This is a genomic window from Mesorhizobium tianshanense (assembly GCF_007830515.1).
GTDB lineage: Bacteria > Pseudomonadota > Alphaproteobacteria > Rhizobiales > Rhizobiaceae > Mesorhizobium > Mesorhizobium tianshanense.
In genome coordinates, this window is the sequence record NZ_VLKT01000025.1 from 80,817 (window position 1) to 105,398 (window position 24,582).

Annotated in this window: 27 protein-coding genes and 1 riboswitch; of the genes, 11 read left to right on the forward strand and 16 right to left on the reverse strand. The window is 62.9% G+C overall.

Translation table 11 applies throughout. From position 1 onward, the window contains the following. Positions 1-4: 4 nt before the first annotated feature. Entirely contained in the window at positions 5-1,114 is a 1,110-nt protein-coding gene (gene hisC, locus IQ26_RS20200) for a histidinol-phosphate transaminase (RefSeq protein ID WP_145720116.1), read from the reverse strand. A 153-nt stretch (positions 1,115-1,267) separates the two neighbouring features. Then, positions 1,268-1,345, forward strand: a riboswitch (SAM riboswitch). Positions 1,346-1,465: 120 nt separating this feature from the next. On the opposite strand from hisC, the gene metX reads away from it, so the two are divergent. Together metX and metW are read left to right on the forward strand one after the other, a co-directional pair. After that, complete coding sequence (metX, locus tag IQ26_RS20205; protein WP_145720117.1) at positions 1,466-2,635, forward strand: homoserine O-acetyltransferase MetX; 1,170 nt, start codon at positions 1,466-1,468, stop codon at positions 2,633-2,635. Between the two features lie 58 nt (positions 2,636-2,693). Beyond that, positions 2,694-3,308: a methionine biosynthesis protein MetW gene (gene metW / locus IQ26_RS20210; RefSeq protein ID WP_145720152.1), complete on the forward strand. Its 615-nt coding sequence runs from the start codon at positions 2,694-2,696 to the stop codon at positions 3,306-3,308. Between the two features lie 19 nt (positions 3,309-3,327). Here the strand turns inward: metW and IQ26_RS20215 are convergent, their stop codons facing one another. From IQ26_RS20215 to IQ26_RS20230, 4 genes are all read right to left on the reverse strand, one after another. Then, positions 3,328-3,648 (reverse strand): DUF1330 domain-containing protein, encoded by a 321-nt coding sequence (locus IQ26_RS20215; protein ID WP_145720118.1) that lies wholly within the window; start codon positions 3,646-3,648, stop codon positions 3,328-3,330. A 133-nt stretch (positions 3,649-3,781) separates the two neighbouring features. Next, positions 3,782-4,594, reverse strand: coding sequence for a DUF1194 domain-containing protein (locus tag IQ26_RS20220; protein WP_276316436.1), 813 nt, complete (start codon positions 4,592-4,594; stop codon positions 3,782-3,784). Between the two features lie 200 nt (positions 4,595-4,794). Beyond that, complete coding sequence (locus IQ26_RS20225) at positions 4,795-6,627, reverse strand: ABC transporter ATP-binding protein/permease (protein WP_145720120.1); 1,833 nt, start codon at positions 6,625-6,627, stop codon at positions 4,795-4,797. Between the two features lie 150 nt (positions 6,628-6,777). Beyond that, positions 6,778-7,521, reverse strand: coding sequence for a class I SAM-dependent methyltransferase (locus tag IQ26_RS20230; RefSeq protein ID WP_145720153.1), 744 nt, complete (start codon positions 7,519-7,521; stop codon positions 6,778-6,780). Between the two features lie 116 nt (positions 7,522-7,637). Here IQ26_RS20230 and gloB point away from each other — a divergent pair, with 116 nt between their 5' ends. The 5 genes from gloB to IQ26_RS20255 all read left to right on the forward strand — a co-directional run bounded on the left by gloB (position 7,638) and on the right by IQ26_RS20255 (position 11,046). Next, entirely contained in the window at positions 7,638-8,405 is a 768-nt protein-coding gene (gloB, locus tag IQ26_RS20235) for a hydroxyacylglutathione hydrolase (RefSeq protein WP_145720121.1), read from the forward strand. A 260-nt stretch (positions 8,406-8,665) separates the two neighbouring features. Beyond that, positions 8,666-9,100 carry a cupin domain-containing protein gene (locus IQ26_RS20240; protein ID WP_145720122.1) on the forward strand — a complete coding sequence of 145 codons (435 nt, stop codon included), beginning with the start codon at positions 8,666-8,668 and terminating at the stop codon, positions 9,098-9,100. A gap of 247 nt (positions 9,101-9,347) precedes the next feature. Further along, positions 9,348-9,665 (forward strand): ArsR/SmtB family transcription factor, encoded by a 318-nt coding sequence (locus tag IQ26_RS20245; RefSeq protein WP_145720123.1) that lies wholly within the window; start codon positions 9,348-9,350, stop codon positions 9,663-9,665. Then, positions 9,658-10,140 (forward strand): SRPBCC family protein, encoded by a 483-nt coding sequence (locus IQ26_RS20250; RefSeq protein ID WP_145720124.1) that lies wholly within the window; start codon positions 9,658-9,660, stop codon positions 10,138-10,140. The genes IQ26_RS20245 and IQ26_RS20250 overlap by 8 nt, the downstream gene beginning before the upstream one ends. Positions 10,141-10,158: 18 nt before the next feature. Then, on the forward strand, positions 10,159-11,046 hold the full coding sequence (locus IQ26_RS20255) for an alpha/beta fold hydrolase (protein WP_145720125.1): 888 nt from the start codon (positions 10,159-10,161) through the stop codon (positions 11,044-11,046). Between the two features lie 144 nt (positions 11,047-11,190). Here the strand turns inward: IQ26_RS20255 and IQ26_RS20260 are convergent, their stop codons facing one another. Genes IQ26_RS20260 through IQ26_RS20270 form a run of 3 tightly spaced genes read right to left on the reverse strand, consistent with a single transcriptional unit; the run spans position 11,191 to position 13,576 of the window. Next, positions 11,191-11,874 carry a lysoplasmalogenase gene (locus tag IQ26_RS20260; RefSeq protein WP_145720126.1) on the reverse strand — a complete coding sequence of 228 codons (684 nt, stop codon included), beginning with the start codon at positions 11,872-11,874 and terminating at the stop codon, positions 11,191-11,193. Next, entirely contained in the window at positions 11,871-12,758 is an 888-nt protein-coding gene (gene yddG / locus IQ26_RS20265) for an aromatic amino acid exporter YddG (protein WP_145720127.1), read from the reverse strand. The genes IQ26_RS20260 and yddG overlap by 4 nt, the downstream gene beginning before the upstream one ends. 29 nt (positions 12,759-12,787) lie before the next feature. Continuing rightward, positions 12,788-13,576 (reverse strand): DUF3108 domain-containing protein, encoded by a 789-nt coding sequence (locus IQ26_RS20270; protein ID WP_145720128.1) that lies wholly within the window; start codon positions 13,574-13,576, stop codon positions 12,788-12,790. A gap of 255 nt (positions 13,577-13,831) precedes the next feature. Between IQ26_RS20270 and rpmB the strand changes: the two genes are divergently transcribed. From rpmB to IQ26_RS20285, 3 genes are all read left to right on the forward strand, one after another. Further along, complete coding sequence (gene rpmB, locus IQ26_RS20275) at positions 13,832-14,128, forward strand: 50S ribosomal protein L28 (RefSeq protein ID WP_145720129.1); 297 nt, start codon at positions 13,832-13,834, stop codon at positions 14,126-14,128. An 81-nt stretch (positions 14,129-14,209) separates the two neighbouring features. Further along, positions 14,210-14,890: a queuosine precursor transporter gene (locus IQ26_RS20280; RefSeq protein WP_145720130.1), complete on the forward strand. Its 681-nt coding sequence runs from the start codon at positions 14,210-14,212 to the stop codon at positions 14,888-14,890. A gap of 3 nt (positions 14,891-14,893) precedes the next feature. Continuing rightward, on the forward strand, positions 14,894-15,595 hold the full coding sequence (locus IQ26_RS20285) for a spermidine synthase (RefSeq protein ID WP_145720131.1): 702 nt from the start codon (positions 14,894-14,896) through the stop codon (positions 15,593-15,595). Between the two features lie 29 nt (positions 15,596-15,624). Here IQ26_RS20285 and IQ26_RS20290 read toward each other — a convergent pair whose 3' ends face one another. The 4 genes from IQ26_RS20290 to IQ26_RS20305 all read right to left on the reverse strand — a co-directional run bounded on the left by IQ26_RS20290 (position 15,625) and on the right by IQ26_RS20305 (position 20,350). Beyond that, positions 15,625-16,656, reverse strand: coding sequence for an esterase-like activity of phytase family protein (locus IQ26_RS20290; protein WP_145720132.1), 1,032 nt, complete (start codon positions 16,654-16,656; stop codon positions 15,625-15,627). Next, complete coding sequence (gene cobT / locus IQ26_RS20295) at positions 16,653-18,551, reverse strand: cobaltochelatase subunit CobT (RefSeq protein WP_145720133.1); 1,899 nt, start codon at positions 18,549-18,551, stop codon at positions 16,653-16,655. Before cobT ends, IQ26_RS20290 begins: the two co-directional genes overlap by 4 nt. Before the next feature lie 59 nt (positions 18,552-18,610). Then, positions 18,611-19,597, reverse strand: a complete 987-nt coding sequence (gene cobS, locus IQ26_RS20300; protein WP_145720134.1) for a cobaltochelatase subunit CobS — start codon at positions 19,595-19,597, stop codon at positions 18,611-18,613. Between the two features lie 123 nt (positions 19,598-19,720). Beyond that, positions 19,721-20,350 carry a J domain-containing protein gene (locus tag IQ26_RS20305; protein WP_145720135.1) on the reverse strand — a complete coding sequence of 210 codons (630 nt, stop codon included), beginning with the start codon at positions 20,348-20,350 and terminating at the stop codon, positions 19,721-19,723. A gap of 193 nt (positions 20,351-20,543) precedes the next feature. Here IQ26_RS20305 and IQ26_RS20310 point away from each other — a divergent pair, with 193 nt between their 5' ends. After that, entirely contained in the window at positions 20,544-20,846 is a 303-nt protein-coding gene (locus IQ26_RS20310; RefSeq protein WP_145720136.1) for a BolA family protein, read from the forward strand. Positions 20,847-20,848: 2 nt separating this feature from the next. On the opposite strand, the gene IQ26_RS20315 is transcribed toward IQ26_RS20310, so the two are convergent. The 4 genes from IQ26_RS20315 to IQ26_RS20330 form a co-directional block, all read right to left on the reverse strand. Continuing rightward, positions 20,849-21,652, reverse strand: a complete 804-nt coding sequence (locus IQ26_RS20315) for an alpha/beta hydrolase (RefSeq protein ID WP_145720137.1) — start codon at positions 21,650-21,652, stop codon at positions 20,849-20,851. Positions 21,653-21,748: 96 nt separating this feature from the next. Next, positions 21,749-22,642: an HlyC/CorC family transporter gene (locus IQ26_RS20320; RefSeq protein ID WP_145720138.1), complete on the reverse strand. Its 894-nt coding sequence runs from the start codon at positions 22,640-22,642 to the stop codon at positions 21,749-21,751. Then, on the reverse strand, positions 22,639-23,817 hold the full coding sequence (aroB, locus tag IQ26_RS20325; RefSeq protein ID WP_145720139.1) for a 3-dehydroquinate synthase: 1,179 nt from the start codon (positions 23,815-23,817) through the stop codon (positions 22,639-22,641). Before aroB ends, IQ26_RS20320 begins: the two co-directional genes overlap by 4 nt. Beyond that, positions 23,814-24,419 carry a shikimate kinase gene (locus IQ26_RS20330; RefSeq protein ID WP_145720140.1) on the reverse strand — a complete coding sequence of 202 codons (606 nt, stop codon included), beginning with the start codon at positions 24,417-24,419 and terminating at the stop codon, positions 23,814-23,816. The genes aroB and IQ26_RS20330 overlap by 4 nt, the downstream gene beginning before the upstream one ends. Positions 24,420-24,582 lie beyond the last annotated feature (163 nt).

Sequence of the window (24,582 nt, forward strand, 5' to 3'; positions counted from 1 at the left end):
TGGTTCAGCTTTTCAAAAATGTCGTGAGGGCGGCGACAACGCCGCGATTGGCCTCTTCGGTGCCGATGCTCATGCGCAGTGCATTCGGGAAGCCGTAGCCGGAAACGCGCCGCAATATGTAGCCGCGCGCGGAGAGATAATCGTCCGCAGCTTCCGCCGAATGCTTTTTGTCCTCGGGAAAGTGGACAAGGACGAAATTGCCGACGCTCGGCGTCACACGCAATCCAAGTTTGGTCAATTCCTCGCTCACCCATGACAGCCAGGTCTCGTTATGCGCCACGCTGCGCTCGACATGGGCACGGTCGCGGATCGCGGCAATGCCGGCCTCGATCGCCGTCGCGTTGACGTTGAAGGGACCGCGCACGCGGTTGATCGCGTCGATGATATGCATTGGCGCGTACATCCAGCCGACCCGTGCGCCTCCCAAGCCGAGCTTGGAGAAGGTGCGGGTCATGACCACGTTATCCGCGCCGGCCACAAGTTCGACGCCGGCTTCATAGTCGTTGCGGCGGACATATTCGGCATAGGCGGCATCCAGCAGCAGAAGCACATTCCGGGGCAGGCCGGCATGCAGGCGGCGCACCTCCTGGAACGGCAGATAGGTGCCGGTCGGGTTGTTGGGATTGGCGAGGAAGATAATCCTGGTGCGCGGCGTCACGGCGGCGAGGATCGCGTCGACGTCGGCCCGCTCATTGGTTTCCTTGACCGACACCGGGACGGCACCTGCCGACTGGATATAGATCTTGTAGACCATGAAACCATGTTCGGTGATGACGGCTTCATCGCCGGGCGCGAGATATGTCTGCGCAAGCAGGCCCAGAATCTCGTCGGAACCATTGGAACAGATGATGTTCGCCGGATTGAGGCCATGCACCTCGGCGATCGCCTCGCGCAGGCGCCTGGCGGTGCCGTCGGGATATATGTCGAGTTTGGCCGCGACGTCGCGCGCGGCCTCTATTGCCTTCGGCGAGGGGCCGAGCGGGTTCTCGTTCGACGACAATTTGTGGACCTTGGCGACACCGGCCGGCGCCGTGCTTTTGCCCGGCACATAGGCTTCGATGTCCATGATCCCCGCGCGGGGCGTTGGACGTGCCTGATCCGATGCCTGGTTCATATTGCAAAAATCCGTCGAGAGAGCGTTTCCGCCCGGAGGCCGCAGCGGAAATACAAGCCGTGGCCTGGAATGTCGAGAGGCGGCAATCATGGGTGAGCGACTGGTCGTGTCGGCTGGCCGTTGACGCCGGGGCGCGCCGGTCCTAGAAGAGAGGCGAAATCCCGTGGTGATTTGGCCGGTCGGCTTGCAGCCACGTTAAACAACTCGCTAAAGGGCCGTTTGCATCCTGTAACCGGCTTTGCGAAGGCAATGCCGGTTTTTTGTTGTCCGTTGCCGGCCGGACAACCGCATCGGCCCGAAAATCGGAATCGATTTTCGGAAAGCGCGATGGGTTAGTGTAAGAGGGACGCGATGGTCGCGCTGCGCGCTAAAAGAACCAACAACGAGGCCGACGAGCCGTCGAGCCCGGTGTTGCGTTTCGGTGCCGACAAGCCGCTCAAGCTCGACGCCGGCACGCTGCTGTCGCCGTTCCAGATCGCCTACAAGACCTACGGCACGCTCAACGAGGCCCGCTCCAACGCCATCCTCGTCTGCCATGCGCTGACTGGCGACCAGCATGTTGCCAGCACCAATCCAGTAACCGGCAAGCCTGGCTGGTGGGAAGTGCTGATCGGGCCCGGCAGGATCATCGACACCAGCCGCTTCTTCGTCATCTGTTCCAACGTCATCGGCGGCTGCCTCGGCTCCACCGGTCCCGCCTCGACCAACCCCGCCACCGGCAAGCCTTACGGGCTCGACCTGCCGATCATCACCATCCGCGACATGGTGCGGGCGCAGTTGATGCTGGTCGACCATTTCGGCATCGAAAAACTGTTCTCGGTGCTCGGCGGCTCGATGGGCGGCATGCAGGTGCTGCAATGGGCGTCGAGCTATCCGGAGCGCGTGTTCTCGGCGCTGCCGATCGCCACCGGCGCGCGCCATTCCTCGCAAAACATCGCCTTCCATGAGGTCGGCCGGCAAGCGGTGATGGCCGATCCGGACTGGCATGGCGGCAAATATTTCGAGCATGGCAAGCGCCCGGAAAAAGGGCTGGCGGTGGCGCGCATGGCCGCTCACATCACCTATCTGTCGGAGGCAGCCCTGCACCGGAAATTCGGCCGCAACCTGCAGGACCGTGAGGCGCTCACCTTCGGTTTCGACGCCGACTTCCAGATCGAGAGCTATCTGCGCCATCAGGGCATGACCTTCGTCGACCGCTTCGACGCCAATTCCTATCTCTACATGACCCGGGCAATGGACTATTTCGACCTCGCCGCCGACCATGGCGGACGGCTGGCCGACGCCTTCGCCGGCAACAAGACCCGTTTTTGCCTGGTCTCCTTCACAAGCGACTGGCTGTTCCCGACCGAGGAGAGCCGCTCGGTCGTTCACGCGCTGAACGCGGCCGGCGCCTCGGTGTCCTTCGTCGAAATCGAGACCGATCGCGGCCACGACGCCTTCCTGCTCGACGAGCCGGAGCTGTTTGCCGCCATCAACGGCTTCATCGCCTCGGCGGCCCGCGCCAGGGGGCTCAGCGAATGACCCCGAAAAGTTGCGGACTTTTCGGATCAGGATCATGCGCCAAGCAAAAGGCGAGACCATGAGTGTCAACCATGCCCAGCGCGTCGACCTCGAAGTCGTCGCCGATCTCATCCCGGCGCAGTCGCGGGTGCTGGACGTCGGCTCCGGCGACGGGCTGCTGCTCGAATTGCTGCAGGCAACGAAGCAGGTCGACGGCCGCGGGATGGAACTGTCGCAGCGCGGCGTCAACGAATGCGTGGCGCGCGGCCTGTCGGTCATCCAGGGCGACGCCGACAAGGACCTCGAATTCTATCCCGACAAGGGTTTTGATTTCGTCGTCCTGTCGCAGACCTTGCAGGCGACCCGCAACCCGAAGCTGGTGCTCGACGAGTTGCTCAGGATCGGCAAGCACGCCATCGTCTCCTTCCCCAATTTCGGCCACTGGCGGGTGCGCCTTTCGCTGTTCCTCGACGGGCGGATGCCGGTGACCAAGGACCTGCCCTATTCCTGGTACGACACGCCCAACATCCATTTTTGCACCATCCGCGACTTCGTCAATCTCTGCGACGAGCTCGGCGCAACGGTGGAAAAGGCAACCGCGCTCGACGCCAATGGCCAGAAAATCGGCCTCTCGATGCCATGGTGGTTCTGGAATTTCTTTGGCCAGCAAGCGGTGTTCCTGCTGAAGCGTTAGGAGCGGCGCGGGGCCGATCCTATTCAAGAACGTCGGTGGCTTTGTGCGGATGCCTGACGCCGTCGACGAAGAACACATCGGACCGGGAATTGTCGGTACGCAGCGGCAATATCTCTTGATAGGCGGGCGAGTGGTACCATCCGCGCGCATGCTGCAAGTCTGGAAACTCGATGATAACGAGGTGCCCCGGCCAGGTGTTTTCAACCACGTCCACCTCGCTGCCGTGCACAATGAAGCGCCCGCCAAACGGCTCCAGTGTGGCATCGATCTTCTGCAGGTATTCGACGATTTGCGGCCCCGGCGTGACCTGGCGCATATGGGCGACGGCATAGGCGGTCATGGCTGTACTCCCTGGTGGTTCGAAGCCGGACTACCGGCTTGATAGAAGCAGTTTGCCGAGACGTTGCGCACTGGTCGATTACCCCGAAGGTAATGATCCGAATACAAGGACCGTCCCATTTCCCGGCAGAATCTTACCGGTCAAGTTCCGGGAAATACGGATCAGAGAAAAACCGCCGGTCGCGCTCGCCTTGCAAACAGTCGACAGGAGCCGCCGCATCGATCCGGGTCGTCCCTGGATCGGTCCAGGGATCGGCCCAAGGGTTGGCAACGCCACTGACCTCGAGGACCAGCTTGCGGCGTATGGCGGTCACGAATTCGGAAGCGGCATAGACCGGCAGCACGAAGGAGCCGGGCCCGCCGGTAACGCACTCGGCATAGTATTGGTCGAGATGGCTGAAGCTGGGCGACGGGCTGATCAGGATCGGCAGGCCGTTGATGACGATGCCCTTTGCCACCGCGGCGTCGCGTGTCGTGGTGACGGGCATCCCGATATTGTTGGGGCCATCGCCTGAAATGTCGATGACGCGGCGTTCGCTCTCAAAAGCGGTTCCATCGAAGAGCCTCGCGCCGAAGGCGAGCGCACCGGAAATCGAGGTGCCGCGAAAGCTCCTGAAAGGGCGGGCCTCGATCTTGTCGGCGAAAACGTCGGCGCTCTCCGCACCGTCGATAACCTGCCAGGCAATGACCGCATCGTCGCGGACGGTGCCCGCCCATTCGAAATAGGCGAGCGCAATGCGGCCGGTCGCACCCGAACGCACCGCCTTGATGAAGTCGGGGTGGCGCAGCGCCTCGACATAACCGGCGCGCTGCAGGGCGAATTCCCTTTCGTCCATCGAGTGCGAAATGTCGACCGCCAGCACCAGTTCGACATCCACGGCAATGGTATCGGCGGGCGCGGCCAGTGGTGCTGCCTGAGCGCAGGCAAGGCAGGCAAGCAGGCTAATGCATGTCGCCCAAAAGTGTGCAGCGGTTTTGGGGTGCCGACATGGATAGAAACAAAGGCCTAAAGCGCGTCGCATGGCTCCCTTCAATGGGACGCGCTTTAAGCGCGTCAAGCACCGGTCTAACGCCGCGGACTTCCGAACGAAGCCGGTGATCTTTCGCTGCGATCACGGCGAAATAAAGCTTGGCTGCGTATGACCGGCTATTCCTCTTGATAGGCTGGGACGATGGCCGGGGATGGCTCGATCGCGCCGGCCTTGACGCGGACTGGCTTGAGAGCCGGTCGATCGATGTCTTTCACGATCGTCAATGAGCGCGGAAAGAATTCAATGTTGTGCTGGCCACGGCCGATATTGAGGATCGCGGCGTCGGCAAGACGCGCCTTCAGCATCGACAGTACCCGCCTCAGCGTCGCGCCGTCGAACGTATCCAGAGCCTCGTCGATGATCACCCATTTTGGCTGCCGCAGGGCGAGCCGGGCAAAGGCAAGCAGGCGTTGCTCGTCTTCGCCCAGTTCACGCTCCCAGCGTGCGGAGCGGTCGAGCGAGGACGACAGGCGCTCGAGACCGACCTCGGCAAGCACCGCCGAGATCTCGGCATCATCCGCCGTGGCCGTGCCGTCGGCATGGTCGAGCACCTCGCGCAGCGTGCCGAGCGGGAAATAGGGGGTGCGCGGAACGAAGGCGAGCACTGCTCCGGCCGGCATGCCGATACGCCCGCTTCCCCACGGCCACAGACCGGCAATGGCGCGAAAGAGCAGCGTCTTGCCGGCGCGCGGCTCTCCCGTGATCATGACGCGTTCGCCGGCGCGGATTTCGACATGTGGCTCGGCAAGTTTCGTGCATCCATCCGGCGACGCAACCTCGGGCGCCTCGAATGTCAGGCTATCGTTTGGGTTCTCGCCGAACGCGATGCGCCTTTCGGTGTGGTGAAGCACGTCGGTTTCGCCAAGCGCAATGCGGAAGTCGGCGACCCGCATCAGCGTGGCCCGCCAATCGGCGATGCCGCCGATATTGTTGATGAACCAGCGCAGCGACGAGTGGACCTGGTTGAAGGCGCCGACCGCCATCATCAGCCCGCCGAAGCTGATATCACCGGCGAAATAGACCGGCGCCGCGACCAGGATCGGCGCAACGACAGTGATCCAGCCATAGGTATCGGTCACCCAGGAGAGATTGATCTGGGCGCTGTAGATGCGCCGCATGGCACCGAGCAGGGTGCCAAGGTCCAGCTCAAGCCGTCGTTTCGCGTCAGCCTCGCCATGCGCAAGCGCGATGGCATCGACATTCTCGTTGACGCGGACCACCGAGGACCGCAGCTCCGCTTCACGCGTATAGCGGTCGTTGTTGAAGCGGATGAGCGGCCGTCCGACCAGCCAGCTCAGCCAGGAGGCGGTGCCGGCATAGAGGATCGCAGCCCACACCATGTAGCCCGGAATGGCCAGCGAATAGCCGCCAATATGGAAAACGAAGCCCGAAGACAGCGACCACAAGACGCCGACGAAGGAAACAAGCAGAATGAGCGATTGCAGCAGGCCGATGCCGAGACCGGTGGAAAGATCGGAGAGATGCCCGGCATCCTGCTGCATGCGTTGGTCGGGGTTGACGCCGATGGCCCCGGCATTGGCGAGCCGGAAGGCGCGGCTCGGCCGCATCCATTCGTCGATCAGATCGAGCGTCAGCGCCTCACGCAGCTTCAGCCGGATCATCTGGTCAAGCCAGGTCTGGCCGATATTGAGCACCACAAGCCCGCCGGCTATTGCCGCAAAGACAACAAGCTGATGCAGGAAGCCCTGCATGTCACGGCGTGCGATCGCGTCGTAGAAAGGCTGATTCCAGCGGTTGAGCAGGATCTGTCCGATCGAGGTTGCCACAATGACGGCCATGATGCCTATCGACATCCACAGCAGCGTCTTGCGAACCGGCGAGGTGGTCAGCGCCAGCCGGATTGTCGCCAGCTGGTCGCGCAGGCTGCTGGCCTCGACCGACGCGGCGCCTGGCCGTGCGTTGGCCTTGTCGTCCGGATGATCAGCCATGAGCGAGATCCTTGCATTCGGAAGCGGCGCTAACCCCGGTCACGGGCATTGACGGGGCATGCCCGAACCCGTCCTCGACAGATAGGTGAGAAAAAGCGCAATTCCTTTCACGAACGCGTCACCCCGGCGGCCAAAGGCGCTCCGTCCTGCTTAAGACGTGCGGCCGAGCCTTGTGGCGCCATGCGGTGAGAAGACCGGCACGAAGACGCGGCGGGAGGCGCGCTGGGCGACCGGCACGCCCTGATAGAGCCGCTTCTGCGCCTCGACCACGATGACGCCGGAAAAGATCGGCCAGAACCTGCGGCCGGCACGCTCCAGCACATTGTGGAACCGCATCATGAAGCGTCGCCGCGATGGCGGGAAGAACAGGGCATCGGACCAGGCCGCGGGCGTGAAGTTTGCTTCGCGCAGCAGTTCGGTGAGCTGGCCGCGCGAGAACGGTCGGCCGCTGCCGAAAGGCGTATGCTCGAAACGGGCCCAGACACCGCGCCGGTTGGGCACGACGATGACGACGCGGCCGGCCGGCGACAGCACCCGCCAGATTTCGTTCAGCGTCTCGCGCGGGTTCTCGGCATGTTCGAGCGAATGGACGAGCAGCATGCGGTCGATGGAGGCATCGACCAGCGGCAATTCCTCATCGAAGACCAGCGCGGTCGCGGTCGGCCCCGTGGCCGGCCAGACCACTGCGCCTTGCGTCGCCGGCATGAAGGCAAAGACGCGCTCCGCGTCTGCGCCGAACCGCTCCAGCCACGGCAAGGTGTAACCGAGGCCGACCAGCCGCTCATTGGGCACGACAGCCCATATCGAGGACAACGCCATGGTGATCGAGCGTTCGGCCAATCGCCCGAGCGTGGTCGAATAGAAGGAACGGAGATCGACGATATCGGAATACATGCGCGCGACGGTATCTTCGATGCTGCTCAAGTTCAACAAAGGCGGATGACATCCGCGGGCAAGCGCCCTATGTCTGCGGCGACAAGGGGCCGACGAAGGAGAGAGAGAGAGACGCGATGCCGGTTGAAATTGAACAGTTCATGTGCCGCAGCGACAATTTCGGTGTGCTGGTGCATGACCCGAAAAGCGGCCAGACCGCGATCATCGACGCGCCCGAGGAGGCGCCGATCCTGGCCGCGATCGAGCGTACCGGCTGGTCGCCGACCATGATCCTGACCACCCATCATCATGTCGACCATGTCGAGGCCAATATGGCGCTGAAGGAGCGCTTCAAGCTGCGCATCGTCGGACCGGAGGCGGAAAGGGCCAAGATCCCGGGCATCGACGAGACCGTCGAGCAAGGTTCGGTCATCCGCCTCGGCGAGGAGAGGATCGACGTGATCGCCACGCCCGGCCACACGGCAGGCCATGTCTCCTATCATCTGCCGGCGTCGAAAGTGGCCTTCACCGCCGATACGCTGTTCGCGCTCGGCTGCGGCCGGCTGTTCGAATGCAAGCCGCCGGTGATGTATGATTCGTTGAAAAAGCTCGCCGCACTTCCGGCCGAGACGGTCGTCTATTGCGGCCATGAATACACCCTCGCCAACGCCCGCTTCGCGCTGACCGTCGAACCGACCAATTCGGCGCTGAAGGAGCGCGCCGCCAAGATCGAGGCGCTGCGCGCCGACGGCAAGCCGACGCTGCCGACCACGATCGGCGAGGAACTGTCGACCAATCCGTTCCTGCGCTGGCACGACCCGGCAATCCGCAAGCATCTCGGCATGGAGAAGGCCACCGACGCCGAAGTGTTCGCCGAGATCCGCAAGCGCAAGGACAATTTCTAGAGCACGATCCCGAACCGAAGGTCAGCGCAGCAGAAAGTTGCAGACTTTTCGGACAAGATCATGTGAAAAAACAAAGGCCTAGAGCATGATCCCGAAAAGTGGATTCCGGTTTTCGGAAAAGATCATGCTCAAACAAAAAAGTTAGAGCCCCATCCCGATTCTATCGGGATGGACCAGGCTCTAGAGCTTCGGACCCAAAATGGAGACCGGTTTTGGGAAAAATCCGATGTCCGAACAAGAAGCCGTGCTAGCCTGAACGCATGACCAGCGCCGCCGAAATCATCGCCACGCTCGGCCTGAAGCCACATCCGGAAGGCGGCTGGTATGCCGAGACCTTTCGCGATGGCGCGGAAGGCGGGCGCGGCCATTCGACCGCGATCTACTTCTTGCTGGAAGAGCAGCAACTGTCGGCCTGGCACCGGGTCAGGGACGCGGCCGAGGTCTGGCATTTCTATACCGGCGCCCCGCTGGCGCTGTCGATGCATCAGGAAGATGGTCCGGTGATCGAACAGGTGCTGGGCGCGGCTCTTGCCGCCGGCGAACGGCCGCAGATCGTCGTTCCGGCCGGCTGGTGGCAGTCGGCGCGCAGCCTCGGCGAATGGACGCTGGTCGGCTGCACCGTGGCGCCAGGCTTCGATTTCGCCGCCTTCGAGATGGCCGAACCGGGGTGGGAGCCGGGCCTGCCCCAGGGTTAAAACCCAATCGCTTCGAACGACGAATTCGACCTGTCATTCACTGCCGCTGCGGGGCTTCCCGAAAGCGGCCGCAGATCGCTCAGGATTCGGACTCCCAAGGCAGGCCCAAGCGGCGATCAATGGAATTGCTTGGATTCATGAGCTGGCAACCGCCGTACACCTCAGGAGTAGACTCAAGGCGCGCCTCTTGACAGGCGAAACTATCTGGTAGATATTCCTTCCGGAAGTAATTAATACCGGATACGATATGGACATCGACAAGACCTTCTCAGCTCTCGCCGACCCAACTCGCCGCGCCATCCTTGCGAGACTTGCCCTTGGCGAGGCGTCGGTCGCCGAACTCGCAGAGCCGTTTGACATGACGCCCCGGGCGGTTTCTCTTCACGTGAGTGTGCTCGAAAAGGCCGGTCTCATTTCTCGAACACGCGACGCCCAGCGTCGGCCCAGCCGCTTGGAACTGGCGCCACTCCAAGAGGTAGATGCTTGGCTGGAGCAATATCGGGCGCTTTGGGAAGGTCGTTTCGATCGAATGGCTGCGCTGCTTAAGGAGGCCCGCCATGAATGACGCTCGACGCCTGACCTTGACCCGCTCCTTCGACGCACCTTGTGCTGAGGTCTACCGGTTGTGGACCGAACCTGCTCTCGTCTCCCAATGGTGGGGCATTCAAGGCTCGACCGTTCAGCTTTGCGAGTTGGATGTGCGGGTAGGCGGAAGGTGGCGCATCTATATGCAAACAGCCAGCGGCAAGCTTTATCCCAATGCGGGTGAATACATCGAAGTGATCCCCAACAGCCGCCTTGTCTACAGTGACGAGCCTGATCCATCGATCGCCGAGTGGCATGGAGATATTCCTGGCAGAATCCAACACACGGTCCGCTTCGATCAACTTGATTTGGCAACACTCGTAACCTTGGACGTGACCTTTGCGTCCGCCGCCGACCGCCGCCGTTTGGTCGGCTTTGGAATGGACAAGGGGCTCGAGCAAGGGCTTGACCGGCTTACTCAGCTTTTGACTCGTCTCTTGCCCGTCGATCCATAAACCTCAAGGACAATCGAGATGCAACGACGCTGCTTCCTCGCCGAAGCCACGGCTCTGCTTTGCCTATCGACAAACAAGACATTCGCTCAGATCAACAAGGAGACGATACCGATGCAGGTTAGCAAGCCGCGATATGCTATGTCTGAGGATGGCACCAAGATCGCCTTCTGGTCTAATGGAAATGGCCCAGTCATCATCATGGTGGTGGGTGCTTTCAATGATCACAATACAGGGGCAGACTTGGCTGCAGAACTCACTCGCTCCTACACCGTCGTGACATATGACAGGCGCGGCCGAGGGGCGAGCGGAGATGCACCCACCTACTCGACGGACCGCGAAGTTGAGGACCTCACCGCGATCCTGGAAGCCGTTGGCGGAGATGCCGATGTTCTCGGTTTTTCGTCTGGCGCGTCGCTCGTACTAATGGCTGCGGCCGAGGGTATTCCTCTCTCGAAGCTCATCCTCGTGGAAGCGCCATGGATGATCTCCGAGGCACGCCCCAGGCCCGACCTTGATCTGGAGGCTAGTCTACGGGAACTAGTCGCCAAGGGCCAACCTGGCGAGGCCGTGGAACTGTTCCAACGCGATTACATCGGCATGCCTGAGGGCGTTATTGCCCAGATGCGCAACGCGCCTTTCCGGCCATTCATGGAGAGCATGGCCCAGACGCTGTCCTACGAAGCGGCGATCATGCGGGATCTAACCCTTCCAGAAGGTTTGGCGGTTAAGGTCGACCAGCCCGTGCTGTTGCTCTATGGCGAGAAGAGTCCCAGTTGGATGGGTGAGACAGCAGCCAAAATAGCGGGCGAGCTCTCCCATGGACGGCACGCGGAGGTCGCTGGTATTGGCCACGATCTGACGGTTGATATCCTGCCGCACATTGAGGGCTTCCTCGAGGCGAATTGACCGGCTGGGAGGCGTTTGGGCGCTGAACCAAGTCCGCACCAGGTGATCTTCAACTTCAGCTATCGCGCTCAGTTGCTAAAAGCCGCCCTTCCGCTTCCCCACCCATCCCGGCCATTGGTGGCAGCCAGCCGAGTGAATTTTGACCTAGACTGAGCCGTGTTTCAGCAGAAAACCCAGGGTGATCGCCAGTTGGGCGGCGTAATACAGCGCCCAGACCGCGTAACGCATCCACACGCGGTGCGGCGAGAGGGCGGGCGCCAGGAATTTTTCCGCGGCCAGCAGCCCGTCGGAGGCCATGAACAGAACCGCGCCGCCGATGATCCAGACATGGCTGAGCGTGAGCGCGGAAATCCCCATGGCAAGGATTGCCGCTATATAGGCGCCTACCGGAAGGCGTAAGGCGGGACCGACACGGCGCCAGAGCGCAAGAAGCATGGCGAGCGCAAAGACGGCCATCGCCACGGCAATCGCTCCGCGCCACGGCTCGGCCGAGAGCAGCCCGAACCCGCCGCCGGAGCGCGCGAACAGCACGACATAGAGCACATGCGCGGCGAGAAAACTGGCGAGCCCGCCGAGAAAGGCCTTTTCGCCGTCGCGCGACAGGAAGGCATCGCCGACGGCACTGAGCGCCAGCGCCGCGACGAGCAGCCAGGGACCGCCCTGCAGCGATGCCAGCACGGCAAGCATTGCCACCGCCAGCGTCTTGGCCGCCGAACGCGCCAGCGTCGGCCGCATGTCCAGGGTGAAAGCGTAGATCACCGCCGCCGCGACGGAAAACACCAGCGTCGCATTGGCGTTGGCGTCGATACCGCCGGGAAACGGCATCATGTCGCCGCCTCGCTCGTCGTCGGCTTGCGCAGGAACAGCGACTTCGCCGCCAGCGCCGCGCCACCGGTGATGAGCACGCAGGCCGCGAGAATGCGCAAGGAAGGCTCGGCGAAGCCCGCCGCAATCAGCACCAGGGTGGACAGCAGCGGCGCGGCATAGCTCGCCGCGCCCAGCACCTGGATGTTGCCGCGTTTGACGCCGATGTCCCAGGCATAGAAGGCAGCACCCACCGGCATCAGCCCGAGACCGAGCACGGCCAGCCATTGGCCGGCGCCGTCAGGCCACACCGTCTCTTCCAGCAGGAGATGGCAGACGAGCGAAAGGACTGCCGTCGCCGCGCAGAACCAGGTGACGATGCTGGTCGGCACCGACGGGAAGCGCCGCGACAGCAGCGAATAGGACGACCACAGCACGGCGCAGACGCCGGCCATCGCATAGCCGAAGGCATAGCGCGCGTCGAAGGCCAGCCCGCCGCCCTTGGTGACGATCAGGAAAGTGCCGGCGAGGCCGAGCACCGCGCCGACGACATGGTTCCAGGCCAGCCGCTCGCCCGGCATCAGCGCCGATCCGAGCACGATCAGCAGTGGCCACAGATAGGCGATGAGGCTCGCCTCCACCGCCGGCGCATTGCGCAGCGCGGTGAAGTAGAAGAAATGGTAGCCGAACAGGCCGGCAATGCCGATCACCCACACTTGCGGCGGTATCTTCTCGCTCCTGTCGGCGGCCGGCATGAACAGCCGCGCGACGAGCCCGACGCCGGTGCCGATCGTGAAGGTGATCGCCGAAAGCAGGAACGGCGGCACCGCACCCGACGCGTCCGTGAGCAACGCCAGCAGCGCCCACATGGCGACCGCCGAGAAGCCTATCAATGTTGCGCGCCCCATGCCCGTCTCCGGCGGCGCGCGAAACGCGCCTATTCTGTTGCTTCGAACCGTTCCGCGCTGACGGTAAGAGTGCCGATTTTCGTGCTGACCGTGGCGTGGATCGGCGCATATACGCCGGTTTGGCCGACCGGTGCAAACGTCACCATGATGCGGCTGCGATTCTTCAAGTAATTCAATGCCTTGCGATTCTTCCGGTAACCCGCCACCGGCTCAAAACCCATCTTGCAAGTGACGGTATCGCCCTTGTAGCCGCGCACCGATGTCGAGCCATTCGAATCGTGGGTCAGTGTCAGATTGGCGCGCATCTCCCCGTCATAGAGTTTCACCGTGCGCCCGCAGACCTTGTCGAGACTATCGGCATGAATGACGGTGGCGGCCATCGGATCGAGCACCGACGCGAGATCGTTGGCGCCTAGCGGTATCCAATTCCTGGGATTGCGCTTCCTCGGCGCAGGCACGACCTTTGTCGCGGTAACAGCGCCATTGGCGAACTGGATATCAATCATCGACGTTTTCTTGCCCGACTTGTAGTCGGCACGGAACGCCTCCGGCTGCAATTGCGCGCCCAAAATGCGCCCTTTTGACGAGATCGTGCCACGCGTGTCGTCGAAAATTGTGGCAAGGCCGGCGCTGGAGACGCTGCCGTCGATCGAATAGGTATCGCCTTCGTAACTGCTGGAAAAGGTTGCCTTCGCCACCGAGAGGCCGAGGAACGACACCGTATACTCGCCCTTGAAGGATCGTGGCGCGGCGGCGGACGTTGACGTCGGCAGCGCAACGGCGAGCAAGGCAGCAAAAGCATGAGACGAACGAAGCATGGTGGCAATCGGTCCTCGATTTTCGGCCGGAGATGGGCAACTCCGGCCTGGCATGGCCCTGTGCGACCGCTTATAGGCTGAATTCCGGCCTTTATGTGAAAGGCGCCGTCAACCCGGCCGCAAGCCGGAGCTTGACGCATCGGCGAAATGCAACTATGGAACGCCAACTTTTTCCATAAGGCCGCCTGACCGAAACCGCGCGCCACCCGGCGCGGGTTGAATGTTTGGTCAGACCGAGAACTGAAGGTTAGAATCATGTCCCGCACCTGCGAACTCACTGCCAAGGCAGTCATGTCCGGCAACAATGTGAGCCACGCCAACAACAAGACCAAGCGTCGCTTCCTGCCGAATCTTGTCAATGTGACGCTGATCTCGGAAGCGCTGAACCAGAACGTGCGCCTGCGCATTTCGGCCAACGCGTTGCGCTCGGTCGAGCATCGCGGCGGCCTTGATGCGTTCCTGGTCAAGGCCGACGCCAAGGAGCTGTCGCAGCGCGCCCGTCTGTTGAAGAAGCAGATCGCCAAGAAGCTGGCCGAACAGCCGGTCGCTTAATTTTTCAGGCGGTCGCCTTCCAAGGAGTGTCGTCCGAACTCGGCATGACACTTCGCTGGTTCCATTACCCAGGATAAAAAAATGATTCTTTTCTCCCGATACCTGCCCTTTGTGGCCGCTATGGCGCTTGTCGTCGTGGCGTCGAACATCCTTGTGCAGTTTCCGATGCAAGGTGCGGTCGGCGGCCTCTCGCTGGCCGACATTTTGACCTGGGGCGCCTTCACCTATCCGTTCTCCTTCCTGGTCACCGACCTTGCCAACCGCCGCTACGGCCCGGCCTTGGCGCGCCGGATCGTCTTTGTCGGCTTCATGACCGCGGTGATCTGCTCGATCCTCGTTCCGCCCTTCCTGTTCCGCCAGGGGCTGATCGAGTTCGAGACGGCCGCCGACCGGCTGGTGCGCATTGCCGCGGCTTCCGGTACCGCGTTCCTGATCGCACAATTGCTCGACGTGGCCGTGTTCAACCGGCTGCGCCGGCAGAGCTGGTGGCGGGCGCCGATCGTCGGCACGCTGGTCGGCTCGGTGTTCGACACCGCCGTGTTCTTCACCGTCGCCTTTTCGGCGGCCTTCGCCTTTGCTGGCCCGAACGATGGCTTCGCGCTCGAGACCGCGCCGCTGATGGGCGTGCTGCCGATTGAGGCCATGCGCTGGGTGTCATGGGCGCTCGGTGATCTAGCGGTGAAGCTGATCATCGCGGTGGTGGCGCTGATCCCCTACCGGCTGCTTGCCGCCCGCTGGAGCCAGCCGGCACTGGCGGTATAGGCAGTGATCCCATGGGTCCAACTCGATACCGCGAAAACACCTGACGGCGACCACGAGCTTCGCCTGAAACGGCGCGGCGCCGAATTCTCGATCATGCTCGGCTCGAACGAGCTGATGAACAGCCGCCTCAGCGGTTCCGAGGAAGCGCTGGCCCGACTGTCCTGCCAAAGGATTGCCGGCCGTAGGCAACCGAAAATCGTGATCGGCGGGCTGGGCATGGGTTTTACGTTGCGCGCGGCCCTTGCCGAGCTTGGCACGGATGCCGGTATCGTTGTCGCCGAGTTGGTGCCCACCGTCGTCGCGTGGGCGCGCGGCCCGATGGCCCCGGTGTTTGGCGGCTGTCTCGACGATCCGCGCGTGAGTGTTCGCGAAGCGGATGTCGGACAACTCATACGGTCGGAAGCCTCTGCCTGGGATGCCATCCTGCTCGACGTCGACAACGGGCCGGAAGGGATCGTCCAAAAGGCCAATGATGCCCTTTACAGCATTGCCGGGCTGAACAGCGCGAGAGCAGCGCTCAAGCCCGGCGGCATTCTGGCGATCTGGTCGCAAGGCCCCGACAGCGGCTTTACACGCAGGCTCGGCCAAGCCGGCTTCGCGGTCGAGGAGGTCAAGGTCCGCGCCAACGGCAAACGCGGTGCCCGCCACGTCATCTGGATCGCGACCAACGGACCCCGGCCTGCAGCAGCCGGCGCGAAATTGTAGACCTGCTTCGGTCGTTCCCGCCGACTGCCTCAATCCTCGTGCAGAACAAATTCCAGGTAAAGATTGCGCTGCAGGATCGAGTGGTTATCGTCCGAGACCAGTGACACCATCAGCGCGCCGTCGTCGCGGGTCCAGACATCCAGCCCTTCCATATTGTCGATCTGGTAGCCCATGTCGGCCTCCATCAATACCGGTCCGTCTGCAACGGCGCCCTTCTCGACGCTTTCGCCATAGATACGCCTCAGCCGCATCTTGACGCCGCCGGCCATCGAAAAACTGCGCTCCAAAAGCAGGAGGTCGCCATCCGGCAGGAAGGCGCCGTCGGTGATATCGAAATCGCCGTTGCGCTTGACGGTGAAGACGCCCTTGTGCGGCCCTTCGATGATGGCGGCATAGATGTTGCCAGATTTGTCGAGGCTCTTCTCCGACACCACGACCAACCCACCCTGATGCTGGCCGTTTGGATTGGCATGGGTGACGGTCTCGAAGCCGCGATTCAGGCGAAGCTCCCGGGCCGGAACCAGGAAATCGAGCTGCTTGAACGGCGCTTTCATATTGTCCGGATCGATGCTGAACTGGGCGACGCGCTGCTGGCGCTCGAAGCCGACTGTGGCGATGCCGCCCTTGACCGCGAGGCCTTCGGCGTCGACCTCCCACTTCTCGTCGATCGGCTGGCCTGATCCATCGACCATCTCTTGCATGCGGAAATTCTGAATGCCCACGGGGCGCTTGTCGGCATCGTGGACAATTGTGCCTAAGAACCAGAAGCCCGTGTCGGCGACGCCAATGAAATCGCTGCCCGGCTTGAGGAAGCGAAACGCCGACAGCCCGCCGAAATCGCGTGACGGCGAGGTCATCTCCAGCCCGCCGACGAATTCGAGCGAACCGAACCGTTCTTCGGTACGGCCGATATGAAACCGGGTTATCGGCCGTACCGAGACTTCGATCGGCTCGACCAAAACCGGGCCGGCGGCGATGGCCGGCGACAAGGCGACACCGGCAACGAACAGCGCTATAGCGGCGAAAAGCGTCTGCCGAAAGCCGCCCCGCGAAAGAATCATCCGGCGCGCCGCATGCTGCCGCGTCGCGTGTCCCGCGCGCTTTCCTCACCGAACAGCGAAGCGAGCTGCTCGGTCATGGCGCCGGCCAGTTCCTCGGCATCGACGATGGTGACGGCGCGGCGATAGTAGCGGGTAACGTCGTGACCGATACCGATGGCCAGGAGCTCGACCGGCGAGCGCGTCTCGATCAGTTCGATGACGGCGCGCAGATGCCGTTCGAGATAGTTGCCCGGATTGACCGACAGCGTCGAATCGTCGACTGGCGCGCCGTCCGAGATCATCATCAGGATCTTGCGCTGCTCAGGCCGGGCGATCAGGCGGTTATGCGCCCACAGCAGCGCCTCGCCGTCGATGTTTTCCTTGAGCAGGCCCTCGCGCATCATCAGGCCGAGATTGCGGCGGGCCCGCCGCCACGGATGGTCGGCTGATTTGTAGATGATGTGGCGCAGATCGTTGAGCCGCCCGGGATTCGGCGGCTTGCCGTCCTTCAGCCATTTCTCGCGCGCCTGCCCGCCCTTCCAGGCGCGGGTGGTGAAGCCGAGGATCTCGACCGAGACGCCGCAGCGCTCCAGCGTGCGCGCCAGAATGTCGGCGCAGGTGGCGGCGACCGTGATCGGCCGGCCGCGCATCGAGCCCGAATTGTCGAGCACCAGCGTCACCACCGTGTCGCGGAATTTGGTGTCGCGTTCCTGCTTGAAGGACAGCGGCTGCATCGGGTCGATGACGACGCGCACCAGCCTCGCCGGATCGAGATAACCCTCTTCGAGATCGAAATCCCAGGAGCGGTTCTGCTGCGCCATCAGGCGGCGCTGCAGACGGTTGGCCAGCCGGCCGACGACGCCGGACAGGTTGGCAAGCTGCTTGTCGAGGAAGGCGCGCAGCCGATCCAGCTCTTCCTCCTCGCACAGTTCCTCCGCACCCACCGTCTCGTCGAAGGCGGTGGTGAAGACCTTGTAGTCGATCTCCTTCGACAGATTGGTGAATGGATTGTCGTTACGGCGCGCCTCGCCGGGCGTCTCGGCATCGGCGTCGTCATCGTCGGACAGGTCGTCGGCGGTGGCATCTGACGCCTCCGTCTCCGCCGATTGCTCGTCGTCGGAAGACGCCTCGGTGTCGTCGGACTGCGACTGCTCGGAGCCGGAATCCTCCTCGCCGCCCTCCTCGCTCTGCTCCTCGCCTTGCGGCTGGTTGTCGTCGTCGTCCTCGGTGTCTTCGGTCTCCTGGTCGTCGCCGAGTTCCTCGGCCATTTCCATGGAAGCCAGCATCTCGCGCACGACACGGGCGAAGGCCTGCTGGTCGTCGAGCTTTGCCGACAGCCCGTCGAGATCGGCGCCGGCTTTCTCCTCGACCCAAGGGCGCCAGAGGTCGACCAGCCGCTCGCCGCTCTTCGGCACGGCACGGCCGGTCAGCTTTTCGCGGACCATCAGGGCCAGCGCTTCCTCGATCGGCGCGTCGGCCTTGTCCTTGACGTCGACGAGGTTCGCCTTGGCGTACTTGTCCTCGAGCATCGAGCCGATGTTGTCGCCCACACCTTGCATGGCGCGAGAACCGATCGCCTCGACGCGGGCCTGCTCGACCGCATCGTAGACGGCGCGGGCCTGCTTGCCCTCCGGGGCCAGCCTGGTGTGGATGCGCGCGTCGTGGCAGGCTCGCTTCAGCGCCATGGAATCGCCGAGGCCGCGGGTGATGGCGATGTCGGCTTTCGACGCTTTCTTCGGCAGTTCGGGGAGCCGGGCGCGGCTGCCGGCGAGCGCCGGCCGATCCTTGGCGAAACCGACTTCGAGATCCTTGTCGCCGGCAATCGCGCGCATGCAGACGGTCACGGCACGCTTGAAGCTGTCGGCTTCAGAACCCGTCTTCGACTTGTTGCGCGTGTTGTCGCCCGGACCCGCCATCGATCATTCCTTGACGCATGATCTTGCCCGAAAAATCGTGCGACTTTTCGGAACCATACTTAGCCCAGCACCACATTGGCGGCCGATTCGGGCAGGTCTTCACCGAAGGCGCGCTGGTAGAACTCGGCCACGAGCGAGCGTTCCAGCTCGTCGCACTTGTTGAGGAAGGTCAGCCGGAACGCCATGCCGATGTCGCCGAAAATCTCGGCATTCTCGGCCCAGGTGATGACCGTGCGCGGGCTCATGACGGTCGAAAGGTCGCCGTTGATGAAGGCCGAACGCGTCATGTCGGCGACGCGCACCATCTTGTTGACGATCTCCTTGCCCTTGCCGTCGCGATAGTGCTTGGCTTTGGCCAGCACGATGTTCACCTCATTGTCGTGCGGCAGATAGTTCAGCGTGGTGACGATCGACCAGCGGTCCATCTGCGCCTGGTTGATCTGCTGGGTGCCGTGATAGAGGCCGGTGGTATCGCCGAGGCCGACCGTGTTGGCGGTCGAAAACAGCCGGAACGCCGGATGCGGGCGGATGACCCGGCTCTGGTCGAGCAGCGTCAGCCGGCCCGACGATTCCAGCACGCGCTGGATGACGAACATCACGTCCGGGCGGCCGGCATCGTACTCGTCGAAGCACAGCGCGACATTGTGCTGGTAGGCCCAGGGCAGGATGCCGTCGCGGAATTCGGTGATCTGCAGCCCTTCCTTGACGACGATCGCGTCCTTGCCGACGAGATCGATGCGGCTGACATGGCTGTCGAGGTTGACGCGCACCATAGGCCAGTTGAGGCGGGCGGCGACCTGCTCGATATGCGTCGACTTGCCGGTACCGTGATAGCCCGAAACCATGACGCGGCGGTTGTAGGCGAAGCCGGCGAGGATCGCCATCGTCGTGTTCTTGTCGAACAGATAGTCCGGATCGACGTCGGGCACATGCTCGCTCGTCACCGAATAGGCCGGCACGACCATCTTGGACTCGAAGCCGAATTTCTCCTTCACCGACACCGTAGTGTCGGGCAGGTTGGCGATGTCGCGATCGACCTTGTTCATCACTATCAACGTCTCCACGGGCGAAACGCCTGATTTCGCCGGCAATCGATTTTGTCCGGGGGCGGTCTTAGAGCCTTTTCCAACCTTATGAAAGTTGGAAAACGACACGGACCGTAAGGTCGCTCAGCACAATCCTGCCTGCTTGAGCACGCGATAGGCATGAAGCACATCGCGGAACCGGTCTTCCGAACCTCTGTCGCCGCCATTCGCATCCGGATGGTGGCGTTTCACCAGTTCCTTATAGCGCGCCTTGATATCCTTGCCAGTCGCCTTTGTATCAAGACCAAGCGTTTCCAGCGCCTTGGCCTCAAGCGGCTTGGCCTTGCGCGCATGCGCCGCGCGCGGATCCTTCGGACCGTTGAACAGGTCGAACGGGTCGCGCATGCGGTTGTAGTAGCCGGCACGGCCGGAGCGCTGCTGGGCGAAATCTGGCGAGGAGCGCGTCGAGGCGCCGTTGATGCCCATCTTCCAGGTTGGCCGGTGGCCGGTCATCGCTTCCTTCTGGAAGCGGGCGATCTCGGTGTCGGGGACACCGGAGAAATAATTGAAGCCCTTGTTGTACTCGCGCACATGATCGAAGCAGAACTGGAAATACTCGCCCTCCTTCATGCGCCCGACCGGCGCGCGATGGGTGCCAGCCTCCTTGCAACCGTCCCATTGGCAGATCGGCGAGCGCGACTTCAGCTCCGCATCCTTCTCCGGGCGGATGCGAATTTTCTCGAAATATTTGGGGTACGGTTTCATCTCACCCATTTATGGGCTGTTCGCTGTTACGAAACAAGAATTGACATTTTCGCGATGATCGCCCTAACCGCTGAATCGCGGCATAAAGCAGGCGATTGGCGAATTTTGTCGCGGCGAGGGCATCGCGCGTCCTCCTGGACGCGCAAAGAGCACCGATTTCCGGGGATCATGCGCCGGCCATATGTGGTGGAGGGAAGTGCGAATGTCCATACAGTCGACGATGGAAGGCAAGTTGAAGACGGCGTTCTCGCCGGAGCGGCTGGTCATCATCAACGAAAGCCATCTCCATGCCGGCCATCACCATCAGGACTCCGACCATCACGGCACCTATGACGGCACCGGCGAGACGCATTTCCGCGTCCGCATCGTCTCCTCGGCCTTTGCCGGCATGAGCCGCATCGACCGCCACCGCGCGGTCAACGAATTGCTGGCCGACGAGTTGAAGGCCGGTGTCCATGCGCTGGCTATCGAGCCGGCAGCACCTGGCGAAAAGACCAGATGGTAGGATCAGCCGAGCGCCGACTTCAGGAAGATCATCACCGCAGAGGTCAAGGCATCGCCCTCGTCGCCGAAAGCGCGATCGATCGACATGTGCGAATAGGCACTGCCGTCGAATAGTGTCACCTCCGTTCCGGTCGCCCGCAGGCGCTCGGCGAAAGTCCGTGAAACGGTCGCGCGACCGGATGCGCGCGAATAGGCGATGAAGGTCGGCGGATGTTTGCGTCCGCCGACATGGGCGGCAGGCGACAGTGCGCGCCACTGCGCGGGGTCGGGAAAGGCCCTGGCATAGGCCCGTGTCATGCCGCCGCTCCTTGCAAGCGCCTCCAGGTCATAGGCCTTGGTATCGCCAAGGATGAGCGCTGCGACATTGGGCAGGCCGCCGCGCAGGCCGGTCAATGCAGCGAGATGGCAGCCGGCCGAATGGCCCATCACCACTATCAGTTCCGGATCGCCGCCGTGTTTGGCGATGTTGGCGCGCACGTAGCGATATGCCCGCTCGACATCGTCGGCCTGGGTGGCGACATCAGCCTTGGGCAGCAACCGATAGTCGATGGAGACGAAGCAGAAGCCGTTGTCGAGCAGGAAGGCCGGCTTGGAATCCACGTTGGTGCGATTGCCGGCTCGCCAGGCACCGCCATGGATGTAAAAGACCACAGGCAGGTTGCGTGCGCCATCGCGCGAGTAGATGTCGAGCCTGGCCGGTCCGTAGTCGAAGGTTTGCGGAGACGGCGAACGCCGGCGCGATGCCGCTGAAGCGCTGGCCGGCAACAAAGCTATTGACATCAAAAGCAGGGTTCGCCGATCGATCACCGTCATCTCCAGACAGCCCAGTTCCAGACAGCCCAGTCGAAAGTGCATGCCGGCGCGGCGAGCGTCCAGTCAAGGATTGGTAAGCCGGACAAGAACCTAAACCTCGCCGGCCGGCCTGATCCTCAGCCTTGCGATCCGGTTCTTGTCGCGCTTCATGACGACGAAGCGCTTGCCGTGAAAGGTGAAAGCCTGCTTCTCGTCCGGGATCAATTGCGTCTCGTGGATGACGAGGCCGGCAATGGTGGTGGCTTCTTCGTCCGGCAGGTCCCAGCCAAGCGCCCGGTTCAGGTCGCGGATCGACACCGTGCCGTCGACGACGACGGAGCCGTCGGCTTCCTGCTTGACGCCCTGCATGTCGATGTCGTGTTCGTCGGCGATCTCGCCGACGATCTCCTCGATGATGTCCTCCAGCGTCACCAGCCCCTCGACCTCTCCATACTCGTCGACGACGACGGCGAAATGCGCCTTGCGACGCAGGAAGGCGTTGAGCTGTTCCTGCAGCGTCGTGGTATCGGGCACGAACCACGGTTTTGAAGCGATCTTCATCACGTCGATCTTGGAAAAGTCGTTGCCGACATCGTTCAGAGCGCGCAGCAGATCCTTGGCGTGCAGCACGCCGACGATGTTGTCGAGCGAGCCCTTCCACAAGGGCATGCGGGTGTGCGGGCTCTGCAGGATCTCGCGCACCACCGCTTCCGGCGGATTGTCGGCATTGACCGAGCGCATGTTGGTGCGATGGACCATGACGTCGGACACTTCGAGCTCATCGAGATCGGAGAGGCGGCCGATGCGGGCGCGATCCTCGCGCACCACCTGGCCATCGCGCCGAAAATCATCGATCGCGCCGCGCGATTCGTCATGGTTCGAATGCTGCGGCTCGATGCGCAGCAGTTTGTAGCCGAAGGCCGCGAGCAGGCGCGCGCGAAAGGCGAAAGCGAGCAGGCCGAGCCCGGCAAGGACAGCAGCGACGATCCAGCCGGTCTCGTTCATCCCGGGCGGCTCTGCTGACCCGGGCTGCTCTGCTGACCCGGGCGGCTTTTCTGCCGACCCGGATGGTTCTCCTTCAGAAACGACAGCACTTCCGACGCTGGCACATCCCTGGCAATGAACGCCTGGCCGATGCCGTGCGTCAGGATGAAGGTCAGCGCGCCGCGCGACACTTTCTTGTCCTGGGTGATGAAGGCGAGCAGCGCCTCGGCATCAGGCAATTCGCCCGGAATATCGGCCATGCGCCAGGGCAGGCCAACGGCGCGAAGATGCGTCTCGACGCGCGCCGCATCATCGGGACTTGCCAGATTGAGGCGTGACGAAAAGCGATAAGCCAACGCCATGCCGATGGCGACCCCCTCGCCATGAACGAGACGGGCGCTGTCATAGCGGGTGGCGGCCTCGAGCGCATGGCCGAACGTGTGGCCGAGATTGAGCAGCGCGCGGTCGCCGGTCTCGAACTCGTCGCGGGCGACGACGTCGGCCTTGGCGCGACAGGCTTCGGCGATGGCCTGTGCCCGCTCCGGGCCGCCGGCAAACACTTGCCCCCAGTTCTCCTCCAGCCAAGCGAAGAAGTCCGGGCGGTCGATGAGCCCGTATTTGGCGAGCTCGGCGTAACCTGCCCTGAACTCCCGGATCGGCAGCGTGTCGAGCACTTCGGTGTCGGCCAGCACCAGTTTCGGCTGATGGAAGACGCCGACGAGGTTCTTGCCGCGCGCACTGTTGATGCCGGTCTTGCCGCCGACCGAGGAATCGACCTGGGCGAGGAGCGAGGTCGGGATCTGCACGAAATTCATGCCGCGGCGTACGATGCCGGCGGCAAAGCCGGCCAGATCGCCGATGACGCCGCCGCCGAGCGCGATGACGACGTCGCCACGCTCGAGCCTTGCGGCGAGCACGCCGTCCACCACCTCCTCGAGATGCGCGAAACTCTTGGTCTTTTCCCCAGCCGGCAGCGTGATGACGGCAGGCTGGATGCCGCCCTGTTCGAGACCGGCCTTTAACGTTTCGAGATGTGCTGTGGCGACATTGTCGTCGGTGACCACCGCGGCGCGTGTGCCGGGCAAGCGGCGCGAAATCTCGGTGCCTGCGCGGGAAAGCAAGCCGGGGCCGATCAATATGTCGTAGGCGCGGTCGCCAAGCCCGACTTCGACGGTGACTGTCGCGTTGGCGCTCACGACCGCACCTCGCCTGTCTCGGTTGCAACGCCAAAATGCCTGCAAAGCGCGCTCACCACCTCGGCCGCAATGACCTCCTTGCGATCGTCGCGGGTCGGCACGGTGACATCTGCGGTTGCGTAGACCGGATAGCGCTCGACCATCAGCCGCTCGATCACGGCGCGAGGATCGGCGCTTTTCAGGAGCGGCCGGTTCTGCTTCTTGGAAACGCGATCCATCAGCAGGTCGATCTCGGCCTTCAGCCATACCGACACGCCATGGCCCGCAATCGCCTCCCGCGTCTGCGCGCTCATGAAGGCGCCGCCGCCGGTCGACAGCACCTGTGGACCGTGTTCCAACACGCGCAGGATGACGCGTTGCTCAAGCGCCCGGAACTCGGTCTCGCCATAGCGTTCGAACAGTTCGGGAACCGTCATGCGCGACACGCTTTCGATCTCCTGGTCGCTGTCGATGAAAGGCAGCCCCAGCATCCCCGCGACCTTGCGGCCGATCGCCGTCTTGCCTGCGCCCATAAGGCCGACGAAGACGACGGAACGGTCACCCAGCCGGCCGAGCAGCGCGGCATGGCTTTCATCAGGAGGATTTGCTGGCAGCGCGTTCATGACACCATGATGTTTCCAAGCAGGTTCCGCAAAAGTGCCCCACGGGTTGGCGATAAGAACCTGCGACAAACCAAAGAATCCAAGCAGGTATTCGTGGGCTGGCCATAAATGCCTGCTTGGAGCCCTCCTTGCCGGCGTATCGACATCAAAAGCCTGTTTGCGT